The following is a 19464-nucleotide window of genomic DNA, read 5'->3' as shown; positions in this document are numbered from 1 at the left end:
GCGCCCAACATGGCGTCGGTCGCGGTGTTCATGCTGTTCCCACTTGGCTTCTCCCTCTACATGAGCTTTCAGCGGTGGGATGTGTTCACCCCGCCAAAATTCGTGGGCGTACAGAACTTCAAAGAATTATTCACCTCCGATCCGCTCTTCCTGATCGCGATCGGCAACACGGTGATCTTCACGCTCGGAACGGTGGTGCCGACGGTCCTCGTCAGCCTGGGCGTCGCTGGGATGCTGAACCAGAAGGTCAGGGGCATCGGCGTCTTCCGAACCATTGTCTTTCTGCCGCTGGCTATTTCATCGGTGGTGATGGCGGTGGTGTGGCAATTCGTTTTCAACACCGACAACGGCTTGCTCAACATCATGCTTGGATGGCTGGGGCTTGGCCCGGTCCCGTGGTTGGTTGATCCTCACTGGGCCATGGCCTCGCTGTGCATCGTCAGCGTGTGGCGTAGCGTGCCCTTCGCCACCGTCGTCCTGCTGGCCGCGATGCAAGGCGTACCGGGAACGGTCTACGAGGCGGCCAAGATCGACGGTGCCAGCGAGATAAGGCAATTCGTCTCCATCACCGTTCCACTGATCCGAGGTTCGATATCGTTCGTAATCATCATCTCGGTCATCCACGCCTTCCAGGCGTTTGACATGATTTATGTCCTCAACGGCCCGAGCGGCGGGCCCGAATCGGCGACCTACGTCCTGGGCATCATGCTGTACCAGCACGCCTTCTCGTTCCTGGAATTCGGGTACGCCTCCGCGCTGGCTTGGGTGATGTTCGCCGTCTTGCTGGTGCTGACCGTGGTGCAGTTGCGGATCAGCCATCGACGATCTCTGGAGACGTCGCGTGGGCTTAAGTGAGGGGGCTATCAGGCACACTGTGGTGCGCGGCGGCATCGTGTACGGAGCGCTGCTCGCCGTCGCGTGGTGTGCCCTGTTCCCGATTGCGTGGGCGGTGTCGGGTTCGCTGAAAACGGAAGGCGAGGTCAGCGAACCCACACTGCTGCCTACCCACCCGCGGTGGTCCAATTACTCCGAGGTGTTCGAGTTGATGCCCTTCGGGCGAATGTTTTTCAACACCGTGCTGTACGCGGGCTGCGTCACCGCCGGGCATGTCTTTTTTTGCTCACTGGCCGGATACGCCTTTGCGCGACTGGATTTCCGTGGCCGCGACGCGTTGTTCGTCGTGTATCTCGGCACGTTGATGGTGCCGCTGACCGTCACCGTGATCCCACAGTTCCTGGTGATGCGGACGCTGGGCTGGGTCGACACACCGTGGGCGATGATTGTGCCGGGCTTGTTCGGCAGCGCATTCGGTACGTATCTGATGCGGCAGTTCTTTCGCACCCTGCCCACCGATTTGGAGGAGGCGGCGATACTCGACGGTTGTTCACCATGGCAGGTCTATTGGCGAATCCTGCTGCCCCATGCGCGACCGGCGGTGATGGTGCTCGCCGTGCTCACCTGGGTCAACGTCTGGAACGATTTCCTGTGGCCGCTGCTGATGATTCAGCGTGACAGCCTGGCCACCCTGACCCTTGGCCTGGTCCGGATGAAGGGCGAATATGTCGCCCGGTGGCCGGTTCTGATGGCAACCTCGATGCTCATCATGCTGCCACTGGTCATCATCTATGCGATCGCGCAACGCTCGTTCGTCCGCGGAATCGCCGTCACGGGGATGGGCGGCTAGCCGTGGCCTCGGTGACATTCGACCACGCGACCCGGCGCTATCCGGGAGCTGACCGTCCGGCCCTGGACAACCTCGACCTCGTCATTGGTGACGGCGAATTCGTCGTCCTGGTCGGACCGTCCGGGTGCGGCAAGACCACATCGCTGCGGATGGTTGCTGGACTGGAAGTCGTTGACTCCGGGAATATCCGGATCGGCGAGCGAGACGTCACCAACATCGATCCCAAGGATCGCGACGTCGCGATGGTTTTCCAAAACTATGCGCTCTACCCGCACATGACGGTGGCCCAGAACATGGGCTTTGCAATGAAGATCGCCAGGACACCAAAGGACCAGATTCGTGAGCGGGTCTTGGACGCGGCGAAACTTCTTGACCTGCAACCCTATCTCGATCGCAAGCCGAAGGAGCTGTCCGGGGGACAACGCCAGCGAGTGGCGATGGGCCGCGCGATCGTGCGCCGGCCGCACGTGTTCTTGATGGACGAACCGCTGTCCAACCTCGACGCCAAACTCCGCGTGCAGACGCGTAACCAGATTGCCGCACTGCAACGGCGGCTGGGCACCACCACCGTCTACGTCACCCACGACCAGGTCGAGGCCATGACCATGGGTGACCGCGTCGCCGTCCTGCGCGACGGCGTGCTGCAGCAGTTCGCGCCGCCCCGCGAGCTCTACCGGAACCCGGGCAACGTGTTCGTGGCGGGTTTCATCGGATCGCCGGCGATGAACCTGTTCACCCTTCCCATCGTGGATTCCACTGTGTCGCTGGGTGATTGGCCGATAACGCTGCCCCGGGAAATCACCAGCACCGCCGGTGAGGTTGTCGTCGGGGTTCGTCCCGAACATTTCGAGCTGGGTGGCCTCGGTGTCGAGGTCGAGGTGGACGTGGTGGAGGAGCTGGGCGCAGACGCCTACCTATATGGCCGAATCACCGGCTCCGGCAAGGTGATCGACGCGCCCATCGTCGCCCGCACCGACGGGCGCAATCCACCGCAGAAGGGCAGCCGGGTCCGGCTGCACCCGCAACCCGGGCACCTGCACTTCTTCGGCGTGGATGGCCGCCGTACCTGTTGATCATGCTGCGGCGCTGAGTCGGTCGGCGATGCCTATCCGCGGTAGCAGCGGAGCGCATGGACTCGACGCTGGACACGCGCGACGTCGTCAGGGGAGGGCAGCTGATTGGTGATGCGGGTGATCTCCACGCCGATATCGATGGAACTGATCGGCCAGATCCGACGCCAGACGAGATCCATTGCGATGGCGGTGATGTCGTCGCCGCAGAGCCGTCGGCGGGTGAACGCCGCCATGGGCACATACCCGGCGGCCGGCACGCCGGAGGGGTAGCCGGCCCGGACGAACGCCATAATGCTCGTCACCCAATGCGACAGGTCCATATGTCCACCTCGCTAACGCCGCAAGTTGCGCGTAAGCGGCAGTGCTTGCTTAGCTAGCAACGTACCATTGACGACGCCATCAGCTGGGTAACGCCACACAGTTAAAACGCAATTTTTTTAAGCGGTGTTGCCGGCGCATCGGAAGTGACTTCGGTGACGATCCGCCGAACATGGCGCGCCGTAACAAGGTTTGGCCGCAACCCTTTCTAGTATTGCCGCGTGGTGGATCGCTATGGGACCGATGTACTCGCCGCGAGACGACGCAAGCGCCGCTCGACCGAGCATCCGGCCGAACTGGGCCTGGTGGTCGAGGACGTGGAGACGGGATATGTCGGCGCGGTGGTGCGCGTCGAATACGGGCGGGTGGATCTAGAAGATCGACGCGGTCATGTGCGTGGCTTCCCTTTGGGCCCAGGGTATTTGCTCGACGGGCACCCCGTCATTCTCATCGCGCCGCGCCGGCCCGCGCCGACCGCCGGGGCCAGGACCGCGTCCGGTTCGATCGCCGTGTCAGGCGTTCGCGCCCGGGTCGCCAGGGCCAGCCGAATCTACGTGGAAGGCCGCCACGACGCAGAGCTCATCGCGCAGGTGTGGGGCGAGGACTTGCGAATCGAAGGTGTCGTCGTCGAGCAGCTCGGTGGCGTCGACGACCTGGTCGACATTGTCGCCGAGTTCGCCCCGGGTCCTGGGCGCCGGCTGGGGGTGCTTGTCGATCACCTGGTGGCGGGTTCCAAGGAGGCGCGGATCGCCGATGCGGTGCGGCGGGGCCCCGGCGGCACCGACACTCTGGTCGTCGGACATCCGTACGTCGACATCTGGCAGGCCGTCAAACCGCAGCGGTTGGGCCTGGATGCGTGGCCGAAGGTGCCGCGGCAGGTGGACTGGAAGCACGGCGTGTGCCGGGCGCTCGGTCTGGCCCACCACGATCAGGCGGACATCGCCAGGGCCTGGCGGCATATCCGGTCGCGGGTGCACGACTGGAACGATCTGGAGCCGGCGCTCATCAGCCGGGTCGAGGAACTCATCGACTTCGTGACCGCGCCGGTCTCCTGACGCGGCAACCGGTGGACCAGGGCTGATGCCCCTCGCTTCAGTTCGGCTACGCTAAGCCGACGGTCCCGACAGGCGGGACGGAAATAAGGCGTATGCAGGGCATATTCGGCGTATTCATTGGCACGTTCCTCATCGGTCTCCGCGAAGGCCTAGAGGCGTCGTTGATCGTGAGCATCGTCGGCGCCTTCCTCAAGCGAAACGGCCGGTCCGTCCGACCGATGTTTACCGGCGTCGCCCTGGCCGTGCTGCTCAGCGTCGGCGTGGGTGTAGGCCTCGACCTGGTCGCCGCGAGCCTGCCGCAGACCCAGCAGGAGATGATGGAAACCGTCATCAACGCCATCGCGGTGGTGTTCGTGACGTCGATGATCATCTGGATGAACGGCAACGCCGCGCAGCTCAAGGGGGAGCTCGAGCGTGACGCCCGTCGGGCGGTCAACCGTGGTGGCGCGTTCGCCCTGGCTGCGATGGCGTTCCTCGCCGTCCTCAAGGAGGGGTTCGAGACGTCGGTGTTCTTGCTCGCCGCCGCCGAGACGTCGCACGGCAACCGGTGGTTCGCCGTGCTGGGCGGCGTCGCGGGCATCCTGGTGGCGGTCGGGCTCGGCGTGGGCCTGTACTACGGCGGCCTGCGGCTCAACCTCGGCCGGTTCTTCCGGGTCACCGGGGTGTTCCTGGTGCTGATCGCCGCCGGGCTGGTGCTGGGCGCGCTGCGCACCGCGCACGAGGCCGGTTGGGTGAGCATTGGCCAGCAGCAGTTGCTCGATCTGTCCGGCTGGATACCGAGCAATTCGGTGCTGGGCGCGGCGACGACCGGCGTCTTCAGCATCCCCGCCGACCCTCGCCTCATCGAGGTGCTGGGGTGGCTGCTGTATGCCGTGCCGGTGCTGGTCGTTTTTCTCTGGCCCGCCCGGCTCGCGGCGACGCCCCGAGCCCGCAGCCGGCTGTTCGCGGCGACGTCGGCGGTGCTCATCATCGTCGGGGCGGGGCTGGTGATCATGACGCCCGCGGCTGGCTCGTCACCGACGATGCCGGTGCGGACCGTCACCGACCGCTCCGGCCACACCGCCGCGGTGTCGATGGTGGCCGGGCCACACGGACGCGAGCTGAGCGTCGCCCGCCAGGGCACCTCGACCGTCCGCAACATCGTGCTTGTCCCGGCGGACGACCAAACAATCGACGGCGTGCCCGTACAGGTATGGCAGGCTTCCGAGGTCACCGGGGCCGACGGTGCGCCGCAAGTCACGCTGGACCAGTTGCTGAGTATGACGGGGGGCCGGCTGCCGGTCGGCCTCGCGGCGGGACGCACCCCAGGACCCTTTCAGGGCCAATGGTCAACGACCACCGTGTATACCGTCTTCGCGCGGGGTGATTCGGTGGTCAGTGCGCACGCGACGAGCAACCGCACGGCGCTTTTGACCGGCGGTGGGTTGGCAGGGGCCAAAACCGTCAGCCTTGGTGGGCTGGAAACTGACTGGTCCACGTCCGCGGCCGAAGACCACTCGAAACTCGCTGAGATCGCCGCGAGTGAGCGCAATCGCGGGGAGCGGCGGCTGTGGAATCTCTGGATTCCGCTGACACTAGCTGGTTTTGCGTTGGCGTGCGCGCTGTTTGCGACAGCCTCGGCGCGCGTGGACCGCCGGCGAGAGGATGAGAGGAAATCGATTGATGGTGCGGCGCATCACCTCGATAGCGTGCCGGTCTCGTGAGTTCTGTTTGACTGCAACGGTTCTTGTTGCCGCGGTGGTGTCGATGGCGACCGCATGCGGCCACTCGGGTGATAAGTCGAACCACGCTCAGCAGTCGAAGCCCGCTGGCACCAACGCGATCAAGGTGACCATGTCCAACAGCGGGGGCCGGGACGGCTGCGCATTGGACACCAACAGCGTGCCCGCCGGGCCGGTGACCTTCACGGTCGCCAACACGAACGCGCCTGGCATCAGCGAGGTCGAATTGCTCAGGGATCAGCGGATTGTGGGTGAGAAAGAGAACCTTGCGCCCGGCCTGGATCCGGTGTCGTTCACGCTTTCGCTGGACGGCGGCTCCTACCAGGTCTACTGTCCGGGCGCGAGCACCGAGTATCAGACTCTGACGGTGACCGGTGCGGCGCCGGCCACCCCAACGGGCACCGTGGCGACCATCCTCGGCCAGGGTACCAAGGACTACGCCGCCTACATCGTCAACCAGATCGGTCAGCTCAACGACGGCGTCAAGGCGCTCGATGCCGCAGTGCAATCGGGCAACATCGACGCGGCGAAGGCTACCTACGCCAAGGCCCGGTTGTTCTGGGAGCGTTCGGAATCCACCGTGGAGGGCTTCGTACTTCCGGGCTTCGCGGTCGGTGACAATGCGGGCAACCTGGACTATCTGATCGACATGCGTGAGTCGACGCCGGTCGACGCCAAGGTCGGTTGGAAGGGCTTCCACGCCATCGAGCGGGATCTCTGGCAGGGTGGCGCGATCACACCGGGGACCAAGGCTTTCAGCACCGAACTCCTAGGCAACGTCGACAAGTTGAACGGCATCGTCGCGACCCTGCAGTATAAGCCCGAGGATCTGGCAAACGGCGCCAGCGACCTGATCGAAGAGGTTCAGAACACCAAAATCACGGGTGAAGAGGAGGCCTTCAGTCACATTGACCTAGTGGACTTTTCGGGCAATGTCGAAGGCGCCCAGCAGGCGTACGCCTCGCTCCGTCCGGGGCTGGAGAAGATCGACGGCAATCTGGTCCACCAGATCGATCAGCAATTCCAAACAGTGCTCGCCACGCTGGACGGGTACCGCGACCCGGCCGCGCTCGGCGGCTACAAGACCTACACCCCCGCGCTGAAGGCCAGCGACGCACCGAAGCTGACCGCGGTGATCCAGCCGCTGCATCAGAGCCTGTCCACCGTCGCCCAAAAAGTCGTCACGGCCGGCTGATCATGACCGAAGACATCACCGAAGCCGCCGACGGCGACCCGAACAACGCAGGCGGCCCGGCGGATTCAACAACGGTATCGCGCCGGCGCGCGCTCGGCGGCGCCATGCTGGCCGGACTCGGCGGTGCCACCCTGGGTGCCGTCGGTGGCGGCTTCGCCGGTCACGCCATCGCCGCGGAACAACACGGTGACGATGACGACACCGTCGATCTGCGCCGCGGTTACCCCTTCTATGGGCAGCCCCACCAAGGCGGAATCGACACGCCGCCACAACGTTACGCCATGTTCATGTCGTTCTCGGCGGCGGGCGGCACGGGCCGCACCGAGTTGCAGACCCTGTTGGCGCGGTGGTCGGCCGCCGCCGCGATCCTGCAGCAGGGCAAGCCGGTCGGGACGGTACAGCCACAGATCGAGGTGCAGCCTCCCGCCGACACGGGGGAGGCCTACGGGCTGAGCCCCGCCAGTCTCACCGTCACCATCGGGTTGGGGCCGTCGCTGTTCGGCGATCGATTCGGGTTGGCCGCCCGGCGCCCGGTCGTGTTCAGCGACCTGCCACCGCTGAATGGGGACAACCTGGATCCCCGCCTGCGCGGCGGCGACCTGTCGGTGCAAGCCTGCGCCGACGACCCCCAGGTGTGCTACCACGCGGTGCGCAACCTGGCCAGGCTCGGCCGGAACATCGTTTCGCCGTACTGGGCGGTGTTGGGTTTCGGTCGAGCCTCCGCCGGACCCGGCCAGCACACACCACGAAACCTCCTGGGATTCAAAGACGGTACCCGCAACATCGCCACCGACGCCGAGTACGCCAAATTCGTCTGGGTCGACCACAGCGACCAGCCGTGGATGAACGGCGGTACCTACCAAGTCGTCCGCAAAATCCGGATGTTGATGGAGACCTGGGATGTCGACCGGATCGGCAATCAGCAGCGGATCTTCGGGCGCACCAAAGAAGAAGGGGCGCCATTGAGCGGCAAGAACGAATTCGACACACCGAATTTCGCCGCCAAAGGCCCCGACGGCAACCCACTCATCGATCCGATGTCTCACGTCGGCCTTGCCGCCCGGGAAAACAACGACGGCATCATGATCCGCCGGCGGTCCTACAACTACACCGACGGCCTCGACGCCAACGGCCAACTCAACGCCGGTCTGCTGTTCATCTCGTACCAAAAAGATCCCGGAGATTTTATCCGCCTGCAGAACCGCCTGGGTGCCCACGATCTGCTCAACGAATACATCCGTCACATCGGCTCGGCAATCTTCGCGGTGCCTCCGGCGCCCGCTGAAGGCCACTACATAGGCCAAACCCTGTTCAGCTGAGCAAATCTCGCTACTGGCGCGTCGCGGGTGCGCCACGGCGCCGCTCGCCGCGTGTGGTGTTTCTGGTCGGGCCGGTGAATCGACCGCACCAAGATCGGCATCACCACCGTCGGCAACCTCATCGGCGGAACGGCGTTCGTGGCGTTGCCGGTCTGGATCGTCGCCCAACTGCAACCGCGCAAGGTCTAGCCAACGGGGGTGGACCTCTGTCCCAGCTACCGAGGACTAAAGCCTCACGACTTGACCCGTCCTCTTGCGATAGCGTCGTTCACGTTGGAGGGAGAACCCATGTCCGCACCCGTCAAAGAACTCGGAATCGTTGTCGCGGTCGACGGTTCGCCGGCGTCAACTGTCGCCGCGGGCTGGGCGGCCCGGGAAGCGGTGATGAGAAACATTCCGCTGACCGTCGTGCACGCCGTGTCGACCCCCGCCGCGACTTTCCCGCCCGTTCCGTACCCCGAGTCCCTCGTCACGAGCCTGGAAGACGAAGGCCAAAAAGCGATCATGCATGCGACGAAAATCGCCGAAGAGGCGATGCCGGCGGGCCGCACGGTACCCATCGGCAGGAAACTGGTGTTCTCAGCGCCCGCGCCGGCCCTGCTGAAGATGTCGCATTCGGCGGAGATGATCGTCATGGGCAGCTCCGGCCGCGGGTTACTGGCACGTGGTCTGCTGGGGTCGGTGAGCTCGACCGTAGTGCGGCATGCGAATTGCCCGGTGGCGGTCCTGCGGGACGAAGAACTGCCGGATCCACAAACCGCTCCCGTCCTCCTGGGCACCGACGGCTCGCCGGCATCCGAACTCGCGACAGAAATCGCGTTCGACGAGGCGTCTCGTCGCGGTGTCGACCTAATAGCCTTCCACGCATGGAGCGACGCCGCGGTGGTCGATGTGTTCGAAATCGATTGGCCGGCAGTCGAAGACGAAGCGAGACGCAGCCTCGCCGAAAGCCTGGCGGGCTGGCAAGAACGCTATCCCGACGTCACCGTCCACCGGCTCATCGCCCAAGACCGGGCGGCGCGCCACATCATCGATCAGTCGCAGACTGCGCAGCTTGTGGTCGTCGGCAGTCACGGTCGGGGCGGCCTGAGCAGGATGGTGTTGGGCTCGGTCAGCAACGCGGTCCTGCACTCGGTCCGGGTACCGGTCATCGTCGCACGGCCGCAATCCGCATAACGCGCTCACCGATCACGCAGCATTCGTAGTCCAGGCGCACAAAGCCGCGACATCACGGCTGGCCGGCGCCGCGCAACCACGTCGCCAAGACATCGCCCGGTTTGGGGATCAGGACGACGAAGCCGCGATACCGCGGTGATGCTTGCGCGACAGCGGTCGGTCGGACCGTGGTGATCAGCGCGAAGCCCGCGCCGAGCGCGTCGTCGAGGCGTCGGCCGAGGCACCCGCGATTCGTCGACGACCGTTGCCCGACACCGTCGAGGCTCAGCAGGCCACCGGCCGCCCGATCCCGTTGTGAATCGCGGCGGGTCGTCGGGAGTCGCTACTCATGCATGACCACCGGCGGGCGTTGCGACGGCGCCGACCGAGAACGCGACATTCCTTCCAACGGCGCCATCATCACCGGCCGCGCCGGGCGTGGTCCACCGCACGTGCGCGGTCCCGGTGACGTGCAAAGTGGCGCCGGTATCGAAATCGACGAAGAGCAAGGCGGCTTCGTCGTCGACGGCCAGGTTGCCATAGCTGTTGAACATGTTGTTCCCCGGAAAATCCGGCCACCACAGCCGGTCCGGCGATTCGACACGGACAAACCCGGGTGGGCCTCCGCGGTGTGATGCGTCGCTACCGCGTGTGGGATGGCTGGTGCCCAAGAAGAACGTGTCGGACGTCGCAATCATCGCTTGATCGGACGGCCCGAGGAGCGTTGCGCGTCCCAAGCGTTTCGAAGCAGGGGCAGCAAGTCGAGGGACATCGATCGCGCGGGGGTGAATGTACTTGGGGCAATTGCCGTACGACTGGTCGATGCGGACGGCCATGCCTGCGTTGTCCGCACCGATAAGTTCGCCGTTTATCCGTAGCCTGCGGCGGGTGGCGAAGTCGATGGCAATCAGGCCGACCTGCTGACCGATTCGGATCTCGTGCAGTGGATCCCCGAGACGGGGAGCGGCCGACACGCGCAATACATCCTCTTGCCCACGGAGAAAACCCGCCGGTGCGGCCAACGGCGAAACCCAGAGCACGCCGTTGTGATCGCGTCCGGTCAGCGCGGCGAACCGCAGGGACGCTAGGAAGCGCGCTGCGCCGTGGGACAGGCCCGACGAGCCAAGCATGTTCTCCAGACGCCCGGCTTCGGCTGCGACACCAGCCCGGCGCTGCACCGCAAGTTCCCCCTCGTGGAACCCCAAGGCGGTCATACCCGCCGTAACAATGTCACCGGCGCAATGCTTCCCACCGGTACGGACAAGCCCAGAAGCTGTCGACGCCGCGGACGTCGTTCCTAGGCGACCGAGATGATGCGTGCAACCGGCCTGCCGCCACGGATGACCTCGATCGTCTGCCCCGCCGCGACCTCATCGAAGTAGTGTCCCGCCCGCTTTCGTAACTCGTCGAGTTCGATCGCCCCACTGACGTCCACCGAAGGCGATGCGGTCTTCGCGTCGCCGGCGGCCACGATTTGCGCGAGCAACCTGCCCTCCCGGACGATACTGATCGTCTCCCCGGCAGCGACCCGATCAAAGCACCGCCCCGCACGCGTTCGCAGTTCGGCGATGCCGACCCAGCCGCCTCCTTCGTTGGATCGCGCCGGGATCGGAGCCGACCTCCGGTCACCGACTGACACGATCCGCGCCACCAGTCTGCCGCGACGTACGACGTCGAATGCCTCCCCGGCGACAACCCGCTCGAGATACGCACAGGCATTACTCCGAAGTTGGCCTAGGCCAATCGTTTCCCGTATCCGCTGCGATTCCGCGCTCATCTGCTGATCGACGGTGCCAACATGTCCTGCCATCCGTCGTCTCCCGTTCTTCTCGAGTTCTCAACCGCGTATCTGACGCCGTCGGGTCCTACCAGTTCGCCGCTCTGTGGGGTGTACACGGCCGGGGGAGGACCCCCGGGGGTGTAGACGCACGGATTTGGTTGCTGCCCATTGCATTCGACGGTTCCCGTTCCGGGCCGCGTCAGTGCGTCGCTGATCGGGGGCGGCGTCCCCGCCACCCTGTCGGAGGGCGCCGGGTTCAGCCCGTTGTTCACCGACGGCGCGGGTATCACCAGGCCTGGTTTCACCGGCTGGTCGCAACGCGCCGCGGGCGCGGGACAGGTCACGATCTGGTTGGGATCGCCGTACCACGGGTTGGTGCCCAGCGGAATGTACGGTTTGGGGTCGCGGCACTCCCGCGGCGTGGCGGCCCGCTTTCCGGGCACGTCGACGCACGGGAGGTTGCGTGCGCCGCGTACGGCGTTGGCGGGAGTGTCTTGCGGTATCTTGCAATAGGTTCCGGATGGCATCGGTGCCAGGCTGGTATCCGCGGGAGACCGCCACTGCGACGCCGGAAGGAATCCGGTCAGGCAGGGCGGGGGCTGGTTGATGGTCAGCGAGGTGCCCAGCGACGCGAAGCCCGGGAAGGCCGACGTCACGGTCTGGCCTTCCGAGGCGCCCTGCGGGTAGGCGACCAGCAATTGCTCGACGCCCTTGTGGTAGCGCTTGAGCATGTCCAGCACGATCGCGAGATTCGCCAATGTCTGCGGCAGTGACTCGCGGACGTCGCCGAATACCTCGTTGACCTGATCGGCGGTGGGTGCCGCCTGAGACAGGATGCTTTGCACGTGCTGGTCGTTGTCCGCGCTCTGCGCGGCCAGGATGTTCAGGTTGTGCGACCAACGTTCGATCGAGTCACCGGAGTTGACCTGACTGTCGATGATCGGTCCGGAGTTTTGAATGATGTCGTTGACATCGGAGATATTGGTCCTGAAGTCACCGGCGATCGCCTGCGTCGCGTCGACCAGGCGTTGCAGCGCGGGACCCAAGCCGCCGACCGCTTGGGCTGTTTCATCGAGCAGCGAGGCGATCTTGTCCTTGGGCAGCACGGCCAGGCCACGGTTGGCCGCGTCCAGCGCCGGCCCGATCTCGGTGGGTATGGTGCCCTTGGTGATGGTCTGGCCCGGCGCGAAGTATTGGCCCGGGTTACCCACCGAAACCAGGTCCAGATACTGTTCACCGACCGCCGAGACCGAATGCACGTTCGCCGACGCGTCGATCGGGATCCTGTAGCGATCGCCGATGCTCATGGTCACCCGCGCGCCCGAAGCGGTCGGGTCGACCGCGGTGACCGTGCCGATGGTCTCCCCGCGATATGTCACGTTGGCGGTCTTGTACAGCCCGCCTGACGCGGGCAGGTCCGCCTTCAGCGTGTAGTGGCCGATGCCCACCGCGCTGGGAATCTGCAAGTAGTACCAGCCGAGCGCGATTGCCGTGATCGCGCTCAAGATGGCGAACATGACCAGTTGGCGCTTGATGAAGCGGGTCAGCATTGCCGGTCCGCCCTCTCGACCAGCGGGCCGCCCGGGACGTCATTGGGGTTCGGCGTATAGCGGACGTCGGGGATCATCGTTTCCGGGTCGCGGCCCCACGCTTGCTCGAGCGCGCGCAGCGCTCCGGAGAACCCCGTCCCGGTGAGGACCGCGTTGTCGACGGCGCTCATGGTCAGGTCGAGCGTCAGCGACAGGTTGAAGTAGTCGCCACGAAACGCCTTGGGAACGGCGTCGATGTCGAACGGCCGGACGAGGATCAGCTTGAGTGCGCGAATCAAATACGGTGCTGCGCGGCCGAGTTCCCGCAGCGGGCACTGCAGGGCCAGCAGATCCTGGTGGAGGTCGCCCCGCGCGGCCGACAGGTATTGGTCGGCCAGCGCGCTGAGCCGTCCGGTCGCGTCGACCGCGTTGATCAGAAGGTTCTGTTTGTCGGCGAAATGCTGGAGCAGGGGAGGGAATTCCGTGAGGACCCGGTCCAAAACGTTGGCACGGGGACCCACGTACGCCAGTAGCCGGTTGGTGGAATCGATGGCACGGGTGATGTCGGCGCGTTGCTCGTCGAGCCGGGCGGTGAAGGTGTCGAGCTTGCCGAGGAAGGCGCGGATCTGGTCGGCCCGCCCGTTCACGATGTCGTAGACCTCGTTCTGCAGCACTTCGAGGTTCGGGATGCCGCCTCCGCGCAGCACGATGGCGAGACCTGCCAGCGTCTGCTCGGTGGTGGGATAGGTGGACGCGTTCTTCAGCGGGATGGTGTCGCCGTCTCGCAGCAGCTCCGGGGACGGGTTGCGTGGCACGGCCAGCTCCACATGCTGTGAACCGAGCAGGCTGGTCTGGCCGATCTTGGCGGTTGCGTTCTTGGGCAACTTGACGCCCCTGCCCAGACGTAGCGTCAGGGTCGCCACCCAGTTCTTCAGTTCGATCGCGCGTACCGTCCCGACGAACACATCGGCCACCCGCACCCGGCTGTTGTCGTTGAGGGCCAAAGTGTTCGGTAGCTGCACGTAGACGGTGTAGGAGCCGGGCCCAGAGCCCGGGCCGCCGGGCATCGGCACGTTCGCGATTCCGTGCCACTTCGCGCATGACGTCAGCATCGCCGCGGCACTCAACACGGCCAGGCCCTGCCAGGCCCGGCGGCGGGCCCGAATTACCAGAGCGCCCATCATGATCCCGGTCCTGTCGGTGCGGCCGCCGGTGTCGGCGCAACCGGACCCGGTATCACGCCCGGCCCCGGGGCCGGCGGGGGGATGGGCACTTGTGGGGCGCGCAGTCCGATGGGCGGCGAAATCGGGTTCTCGTCGTACGCATTCGGCGGCCCTGGCGGGGTTTGCAAGCCTGGGGGAGGAGGTGGGGCGTCCACGCCGCCCATGAGTTCGGCCAGAGATTCGGGGGTCATCAAGCTCCCGGTGACCGGCCCGACCTGGGTGCCCTGCATGCCGGGGGCGGCGACCCAGCCGGGCTGGGTGTTGCGGTGCGAGAACGGTGTGTCGGGCACCCAGATCCCGGGAACGGTGGTGTCCTTGTAGCCGTTCGGTGGCCGCAGCCGCGGCTCGGAGTAGGCAACCTCCTTGGGCAGCGTCTCGGCGGTGCTGAACAGGTTCAGTCCAACCGGCAAGTAATTGAACTTGATCGCATCGAGGATCGGTGCCAGGTATTGCGCACACAGTTCGGCGGATTCCTGATAACCCAGTCGGCTACCGGCCTGAATCATGCTGCAGACGAACTGCATCGGGTTCGCAAAGTTCGGGATCGCTGGGATGGACATGACGGCGCCGTGCGACGGGTGGTAGATCTGGCTCAGGTTCGTCTCGAGCGTCGGTAGGACATGCAGGGCCGTTTCCAAACCGTTCAGCGGGTCGGGTTGGACCAGCGTGGTGGTCAGGGTGGCGAGGTTGTCGACGTCGTGCCCGAGAACCTCGCGGTTCTTGGTCAAGAACGGCCGCAGCGCGGACAGCAGGCTGTCGAATTGCCTTAGCGCACCGGTGAGGTCGCGGTCGGAGCCGGTCAACTTGTCGGTGAACTGGGCCAGGTTTTTGTTGAGCGCGACGAACTGCTGGTCGTCTTTGTGTAGGGCGTTGACGAACTGGGCCAGGCTGCGCACCACGGCAAAGAAGTCGCCACGGCCCTCGTTCAGCGCGGTCAACGACCGTGACAGGCTGTTCAACGTGGTGTTGATCTGCGTGCCCTTCCCGGCCAGCCCATCCGCGAACGACTCGATGGCGTCCCCGAAGGGGCCCTTGGGCTGCTCGGGTGTCGGACCGAGTTTGTTGATGATGTTGGCGACGCTTTCGCGCAGTTCGTCCCACTCCGTCGGCACCTGTGTGCGCTCGATGGGGATCACCGCGTTATCGCCCATCACCGGACCACCTTTGTAGGGTGGCTCCAACTGAATGCTTCGCGACGCCACCAGGGTGGGGCTGATAACCACGGCGGACGCGTTGGCCGGCACCTTGTATCTGTTGTCGTAGTGAAACGTCACCCTCATTTTGTTGCCGGCCGGTTCGATCTTGTCGACCGAACCCACGCGGACACCCATGATTTGGACTTTGTCTCCGGAATAGAGCGCGTTCGCCGCTGGGAGGTAGGCGATTACGGTGTTCGTGGTCAGCTTGCGGTAGACCTGCCAGCCGACGACCAGCCCGATCAGGGTCACCAGCGCCACGAGCGCTCCGATGACCGTCCGGGGCCGCGGTTTATGGATATGGCGGACGGCGCTCAATTCTGATTCCCTCCCGTGATGCCACTGCCTCCGGTGCCACCGGGATTGATGAACGGTACGGGCAGCTGCTGCCCGGGCCCCGGTGATGCGGGTGACCCCGGCGGCAGCCCGGGCGCGAACGCCGACGGTGGCGGGGTGGGGCCCGCGGGTTGCAGGTTCTCGGTGCGTGCCCCAGGCGGTGCTTGCGTGGGGAGCGGCACCGGTGTGCCCGGCACGGCCGGCGGCGGGTCGCCCGGCCGGCCGGCGATCGGGATTCCCGGCGTAGGTGGCAGGCCGTTGGGATTCGGCGGTGACGTCGCGACGTCGATCGGTGCCGGGAAACTTCCGCCGAATGCGCCGACGTCAACCCCCGTGCACGGCAACGGGTTCCACGGGCGCGGCAGCGCGTCAGCCGGCGGTGTGTACGAGCACGCCGTTCCCGGGGGGACTGCCGGCCCCGGATGATCCGGGGTGCCTTCCAGTACTGGAGGCGCGGGCGGCGGGGCCCCGTTGGGGAATCGGGTGCCATTGGGGTCGGGCCAACGGAACTCGGGAAGCCCCGCACTGCGCCAGAAGTCCTCCGGGTCGATACCGCGCTTCTTGAAGGCGGCGTCGACGAACGGCTGCAAGACCCAGTACGGCAGCAGGTTGGATAGGACGATCTTGAAATAAGGCCCCGAAGCGACGGATTCTCCAAGCGATGCGGCGAATTGGCTGACGTACGTGAGGGTTTGGGCCAGGTCGTCCTTGCGTGCCACTAGCACGTCGCTGATGGCGCGCAACTGCTCGAGCACCGGATTAAGATTTGGATTGTCGTCGATGAACCCCTGCACCTGTGCGGAGAAGGCGGAAACGTTCTGCAGTAGGGCGCCGATGGCTCGGCCACGTTCGTTGAACGCGGCCAGCAGCGTTTTCGTGTTGACCAGCAACCGGTTGATTTGTTCGCTGCGGTCACCAAGCACGCTGGCCACTTGATGGGCCTGTGCGAGTAGATGTTTGAGCTGTTCGTCGCGTTTACCGATGGTGTCGGAGAATTTGGCTAAACCGTCGAGTGCGGAACTCAGATGCGGATAGGTCTGATCGACGGTCTGCGACAGGACATTCAGCGATTGCTTGACCGTGTCGATGTCCCAACCGGTAGCGGCCTTGGTGACGTCGAAGGCCGCGTCGTAGAGCTGATAGGGGGTGGCGCTTTGGCCCAGCGGCAACACCTCCCTTGGCCGCAACGTCCGGGTTCCGCGTGGCTCGATCTCGAGCACCTTCTTGCCCAGGATGGTGTCCGTCTTAATCGCGAGTCGGCTCTCGCTTCCGATGGTGTTGGCGCCGAGGGAGAACTTGATGAGCACGTGGTCGCCGGCGATCTCGAATGCCTCCACCTTGCCTACATTCACCCCTGAGATGCGCACTTTGTCTCCCTTGATCAGTTGACCGGTGTCGGTGAACTGCCCGTAGTAGCTCGGACTGGCGAATATCATCGGGATGCTGGTGAAGCTTTGGCCGACGGCGACCGCGAGCACCATCACGGTGATGCCCATAAGCCCCACCCGGCCGCGGTTGAATTCGGTCAGCGTTCTCATTGCGGCGTGCACCTACCGGTGGGCTGCTGCCAAATCCGAACCGTGCGTACCGGGCCGCCGGCCTGCAACCCGTTCCACTTGATCGTGAGGTCGCAGACGTAGAAGTTCACCCAGTCGCCGTAAAGCCCGATGCTGCGTCCGATCAGGTTAAGCGCGGTCGGCGTCTTGTGGATCAGATCGCCTAGCTGATCGCGTTGGTCGACAAGCGGCTGTTGCAGAGCCTGCAAATAGTTGATCGCCTTGTGCAGCAGAGCGCGGTTGTCGGCGAGCAGGTCGGCCACCGTTCCAGCGGCGTTGGAGATGTTCGCGGTGCCGGCGGCCAGCGGGTCGGCGTGGTTGCTCAGCCCGGTGATCAGCCTTTCGAAGTTATCGACTGTCTGGTCGAACTCGTTACGATGCCGAACCGTGGTGTCCAGCACTACGTTCAGGTTCTTGATCACCTCACCGATCGCCTCGTCGCGTTCGGCGATGTGCGCGCTCAACCGGGCGGTCTGGTCGAGGATGTCGTTGATGGTGCCGCCCTGACCCTGGAACACGGTGACGATCGCCGACGCGATGGTGTTGACCTTTTCCGGATCGAGCGCGCGGAACAGTGGCTTGAAACCGCCGATCAGGGCGTCGAGATCCAGTGCAGGTGCGGTTCGAGACAGCGGGATGAAACCGCCGGGCGGTAGGACCCGGTCCGCGCCCTCGCCCTCGCCGCGCTGAAGCTCCAAGTAGCGGTCGGCGAACAAGTTCAAATAGCGGATCTGCGCTGTCGTCGACTGATACAGCGTTGTCGACCGGTCGACTTCGAAGTCCACCAACACCCGCTGGCCGCCGTCGATCAGCCGCACCGCTTTGACTTTGCCGACCTCCACGCCGGCGGCGCGGACGAACTGGCCGCTTTTCAGCCCGCCGGCATTCCGGAACTCCGCGGAATAGCCGTTGGTGCTGTTGAAGCGCATCTGAGCGAACACCACGACGATCGACGCGGTGATCAACAGCAGCACCAGCGAGACGATGCCGAGCTTGATCGCGGAGCCGGTGATCCTCATGGGTTGATCGTGTTGTCCCCGACTTGGCGGCCCCACACGTATTCGATCGCGTACGGCGAGCCGGTTTCCAGGTGGTTATACGGCGCCAGGCTGGCGCCCGTGTCCACCACCAAACTCGGCGCCGGCCACAGGTCGCGGGTGATTGTCTGCCAGCAACCCGGCGCACCCCCCGGACCGCCGCGAGCGTTCACCCGCGGCAGATTATCCGGATACACAAAGGGATTCGGCGCTCCACCGACGAGCCCGGCCAGGCCGAGGAGCCCCATTGTGGCGGCCGTGCCGGCCAACCCGGGGAGGGTGAGGATTCCTCCCAATCCCGACGTCAGCTCTGTCATCGTTCTGAGCGCGTAGCCATTGCCGCCACCCGTCGACGCATAGGCCGCCGGCTCCTCGTCGTAGTAGTTGCGGATGGTGCAGAAGATCTCGGGGCTGTAGGTATCGAGCAGTCCGGCGGTAGTCACCAGATCGGCGGCCCCCCGCTGCAGGTAGGGGCCCCCGCGGGCGAAGATGTCCTCGCCGGTGTTGCCCAGCCCGGCCGCGGCCAACAGCGCGGCATCCAAATCGGCCTCCTGGCGGTGCACCGTGCGCGCCGTGGTCACGGCGTTGTCGAGGGCGTTCAACAGATCCGGCGACGCGTCGGCGTAGATGTCGCCCAAGGCCGCGAGCTGTTGGATGTCGTGGCGAATCTGCGGCATCTGCGGATTGAGGTCGTCGAGGATGGCGTTGGCGTTGACGAGCGACTGCCCGAACTTGGCACCCAGCCCGGTCAGCGCTTGCGCGGCCGCGGACAGGGTCAGGTTGACCTTGACCGGATCCACCTTTTCCGTGATCGAGGTCAGCGTCTCGAACAGCGTGTTGAATTCCGTTGTCACCGACCTCGCGTCAATCACGTGTCGCGGCGTGATGCGTTGCGGGCTTGGGTTTTTCGGCGAGGACAACGACACATACTTGTTACCGAATACCGTAGTGGCCTTGATATTGGCGTCCACGTTGGCCGGAATGAGTTCGAGGTACTTGGAATTCACGTTCAAAGCGAACTCGGCCGCCGGTATGCCGTCACGCTGGATCTCCGAAATACCGGCTACCCGGCCGATTTCCACTCCGTTATAGGTGACCTTCGATCCCGGATCCATCACCAAGCCCGCCCGGGGGGCCAACATCGTCAGGTGTGTCGTCGGCGAGAACTGGCCCCGAAACTGCAACCACACGAACCCCAACACCGCCGCGAAAACCAGCAAGAACACCAGCGCCGCCGTCCGGTACGGCGGAATGTGTTGCGGGTTTTCCTTCGCCGGGGTACTCATG

At 65.1% G+C, this 19464-nt stretch carries 18 protein-coding genes and 1 pseudogene; 10 read left to right on the top strand and 9 right to left on the bottom strand.

The window, feature by feature from the left end; all coding sequences use genetic code 11:
• Positions 1-9: 9 nt before the first annotated feature.
• The 3 genes from AC5Y4F_RS11725 to AC5Y4F_RS11715 are packed head-to-tail and all read left to right on the top strand — an operon-like array spanning position 10 to position 2757.
• Positions 10-855, top strand: coding sequence for a carbohydrate ABC transporter permease (locus AC5Y4F_RS11725; RefSeq protein ID WP_156750225.1), 846 nt, complete (start codon positions 10-12; stop codon positions 853-855).
• Between the two features lie 7 nt (positions 856-862).
• The gene (locus tag AC5Y4F_RS11720; RefSeq protein WP_369829740.1) at positions 863-1684 is read left to right on the top strand and encodes a carbohydrate ABC transporter permease; all 822 of its coding nucleotides are present in this window, start codon (positions 863-865) and stop codon (positions 1682-1684) included.
• Between the two features lie 2 nt (positions 1685-1686).
• Entirely contained in the window at positions 1687-2757 is a 1071-nt protein-coding gene (locus AC5Y4F_RS11715) for an ABC transporter ATP-binding protein (RefSeq protein WP_067939718.1), read from the top strand.
• A 32-nt stretch (positions 2758-2789) separates the two neighbouring features.
• On the opposite strand, the gene AC5Y4F_RS11710 is transcribed toward AC5Y4F_RS11715, so the two are convergent.
• A complete protein-coding gene (locus AC5Y4F_RS11710; protein WP_067939721.1) occupies positions 2790-3077 on the bottom strand; it encodes a DUF3349 domain-containing protein in 288 nt (95 codons plus the stop codon).
• 219 nt (positions 3078-3296) lie between these two features.
• Here AC5Y4F_RS11710 and AC5Y4F_RS11705 point away from each other — a divergent pair, with 219 nt between their 5' ends.
• The 7 genes and pseudogenes from AC5Y4F_RS11705 to AC5Y4F_RS11675 all read left to right on the top strand — a co-directional run bounded on the left by AC5Y4F_RS11705 (position 3297) and on the right by AC5Y4F_RS11675 (position 9839).
• On the top strand, positions 3297-4130 hold the full coding sequence (locus tag AC5Y4F_RS11705) for a DUF3097 domain-containing protein (RefSeq protein ID WP_067939722.1): 834 nt from the start codon (positions 3297-3299) through the stop codon (positions 4128-4130).
• A 92-nt stretch (positions 4131-4222) separates the two neighbouring features.
• Complete coding sequence (gene efeU / locus AC5Y4F_RS11700) at positions 4223-5833, top strand: iron uptake transporter permease EfeU (protein WP_499996812.1); 1611 nt, start codon at positions 4223-4225, stop codon at positions 5831-5833.
• Between the two features lie 37 nt (positions 5834-5870).
• On the top strand, positions 5871-7046 hold the full coding sequence (efeO, locus tag AC5Y4F_RS11695; RefSeq protein ID WP_197520694.1) for an iron uptake system protein EfeO: 1176 nt from the start codon (positions 5871-5873) through the stop codon (positions 7044-7046).
• Positions 7047-7048: 2 nt separating this feature from the next.
• Positions 7049-8365 (top strand): iron uptake transporter deferrochelatase/peroxidase subunit, encoded by a 1317-nt coding sequence (gene efeB / locus AC5Y4F_RS11690; protein WP_067939727.1) that lies wholly within the window; start codon positions 7049-7051, stop codon positions 8363-8365.
• Between the two features lie 87 nt (positions 8366-8452).
• A pseudogene (locus AC5Y4F_RS11685) lies at positions 8453-8554 on the top strand (formate/nitrite transporter family protein); the annotation flags it as partial.
• Positions 8555-8653: 99 nt separating this feature from the next.
• Complete coding sequence (locus AC5Y4F_RS11680) at positions 8654-9541, top strand: universal stress protein (protein WP_067939730.1); 888 nt, start codon at positions 8654-8656, stop codon at positions 9539-9541.
• A 142-nt stretch (positions 9542-9683) separates the two neighbouring features.
• A complete protein-coding gene (locus AC5Y4F_RS11675) occupies positions 9684-9839 on the top strand; it encodes a hypothetical protein (RefSeq protein ID WP_499996808.1) in 156 nt (51 codons plus the stop codon).
• A 28-nt stretch (positions 9840-9867) separates the two neighbouring features.
• Here the strand turns inward: AC5Y4F_RS11675 and AC5Y4F_RS11670 are convergent, their stop codons facing one another.
• The 8 genes from AC5Y4F_RS11670 to AC5Y4F_RS11635 form a co-directional block, all read right to left on the bottom strand.
• The gene (locus tag AC5Y4F_RS11670; protein WP_499996804.1) at positions 9868-10734 is read right to left on the bottom strand and encodes a pyridoxamine 5'-phosphate oxidase family protein; all 867 of its coding nucleotides are present in this window, start codon (positions 10732-10734) and stop codon (positions 9868-9870) included.
• Positions 10735-10817: 83 nt separating this feature from the next.
• Positions 10818-11330, bottom strand: coding sequence for a type II toxin-antitoxin system Phd/YefM family antitoxin (locus AC5Y4F_RS11665; protein WP_082947805.1), 513 nt, complete (start codon positions 11328-11330; stop codon positions 10818-10820).
• Positions 11294-12850 (bottom strand): MCE family protein, encoded by a 1557-nt coding sequence (locus tag AC5Y4F_RS11660; protein WP_067939741.1) that lies wholly within the window; start codon positions 12848-12850, stop codon positions 11294-11296. Before AC5Y4F_RS11660 ends, AC5Y4F_RS11665 begins: the two co-directional genes overlap by 37 nt.
• A complete protein-coding gene (locus AC5Y4F_RS11655) occupies positions 12844-14010 on the bottom strand; it encodes a virulence factor Mce family protein (protein WP_067939746.1) in 1167 nt (388 codons plus the stop codon). Before AC5Y4F_RS11655 ends, AC5Y4F_RS11660 begins: the two co-directional genes overlap by 7 nt.
• Positions 14010-15566: a virulence factor Mce family protein gene (locus tag AC5Y4F_RS11650; RefSeq protein ID WP_067939748.1), complete on the bottom strand. Its 1557-nt coding sequence runs from the start codon at positions 15564-15566 to the stop codon at positions 14010-14012. Before AC5Y4F_RS11650 ends, AC5Y4F_RS11655 begins: the two co-directional genes overlap by 1 nt.
• Positions 15563-17122, bottom strand: coding sequence for a virulence factor Mce family protein (locus AC5Y4F_RS11645; RefSeq protein WP_067939750.1), 1560 nt, complete (start codon positions 17120-17122; stop codon positions 15563-15565). The genes AC5Y4F_RS11650 and AC5Y4F_RS11645 overlap by 4 nt, the downstream gene beginning before the upstream one ends.
• On the bottom strand, positions 17119-18159 hold the full coding sequence (locus tag AC5Y4F_RS11640) for a virulence factor Mce family protein (RefSeq protein ID WP_067939753.1): 1041 nt from the start codon (positions 18157-18159) through the stop codon (positions 17119-17121). The genes AC5Y4F_RS11645 and AC5Y4F_RS11640 overlap by 4 nt, the downstream gene beginning before the upstream one ends.
• Complete coding sequence (locus tag AC5Y4F_RS11635) at positions 18156-19463, bottom strand: MCE family protein (protein WP_067939755.1); 1308 nt, start codon at positions 19461-19463, stop codon at positions 18156-18158. Before AC5Y4F_RS11635 ends, AC5Y4F_RS11640 begins: the two co-directional genes overlap by 4 nt.
• Position 19464 lies beyond the last annotated feature (1 nt).

The sequence above is a fragment of the Mycobacterium sp. NGS56 genome (assembly GCF_059812425.1).
Note: the sequence above shows the minus strand (reverse complement) of the source record. Positions and strands in the feature narration are given on the sequence as shown.

Bases quoted from the DNA above. Each gene is read 5' to 3' on its own strand.
- AC5Y4F_RS11645 (WP_067939750.1), bottom strand. From the start codon at position 17,122: ATGAGAACGCTGACCGAATTCAACCGCGGCCGGGTGGGGCTTATGGGC.
- AC5Y4F_RS11635 (WP_067939755.1), bottom strand. From the start codon at position 19,463: ATGAGTACCCCGGCGAAGGAAAACCCGCAACACATTCCGCCGTACCGG.
- AC5Y4F_RS11680 (WP_067939730.1), top strand. From the start codon at position 8,654: ATGTCCGCACCCGTCAAAGAACTCGGAATCGTTGTCGCGGTCGACGGT.
- AC5Y4F_RS11655 (WP_067939746.1), bottom strand. From the start codon at position 14,010: ATGGGCGCTCTGGTAATTCGGGCCCGCCGCCGGGCCTGGCAGGGCCTG.
- AC5Y4F_RS11670 (WP_499996804.1), bottom strand. From the start codon at position 10,734: ATGACCGCCTTGGGGTTCCACGAGGGGGAACTTGCGGTGCAGCGCCGG.
- AC5Y4F_RS11665 (WP_082947805.1), bottom strand. From the start codon at position 11,330: ATGGCAGGACATGTTGGCACCGTCGATCAGCAGATGAGCGCGGAATCG.
- efeU (WP_499996812.1), top strand. From the start codon at position 4,223: ATGCAGGGCATATTCGGCGTATTCATTGGCACGTTCCTCATCGGTCTC.
- efeB (WP_067939727.1), top strand. From the start codon at position 7,049: ATGACCGAAGACATCACCGAAGCCGCCGACGGCGACCCGAACAACGCA.
- AC5Y4F_RS11710 (WP_067939721.1), bottom strand. From the start codon at position 3,077: ATGGACCTGTCGCATTGGGTGACGAGCATTATGGCGTTCGTCCGGGCC.
- AC5Y4F_RS11640 (WP_067939753.1), bottom strand. From the start codon at position 18,159: ATGAGGATCACCGGCTCCGCGATCAAGCTCGGCATCGTCTCGCTGGTG.
- AC5Y4F_RS11725 (WP_156750225.1), top strand. From the start codon at position 10: ATGGCGTCGGTCGCGGTGTTCATGCTGTTCCCACTTGGCTTCTCCCTC.
- AC5Y4F_RS11660 (WP_067939741.1), bottom strand. From the start codon at position 12,850: ATGCTGACCCGCTTCATCAAGCGCCAACTGGTCATGTTCGCCATCTTG.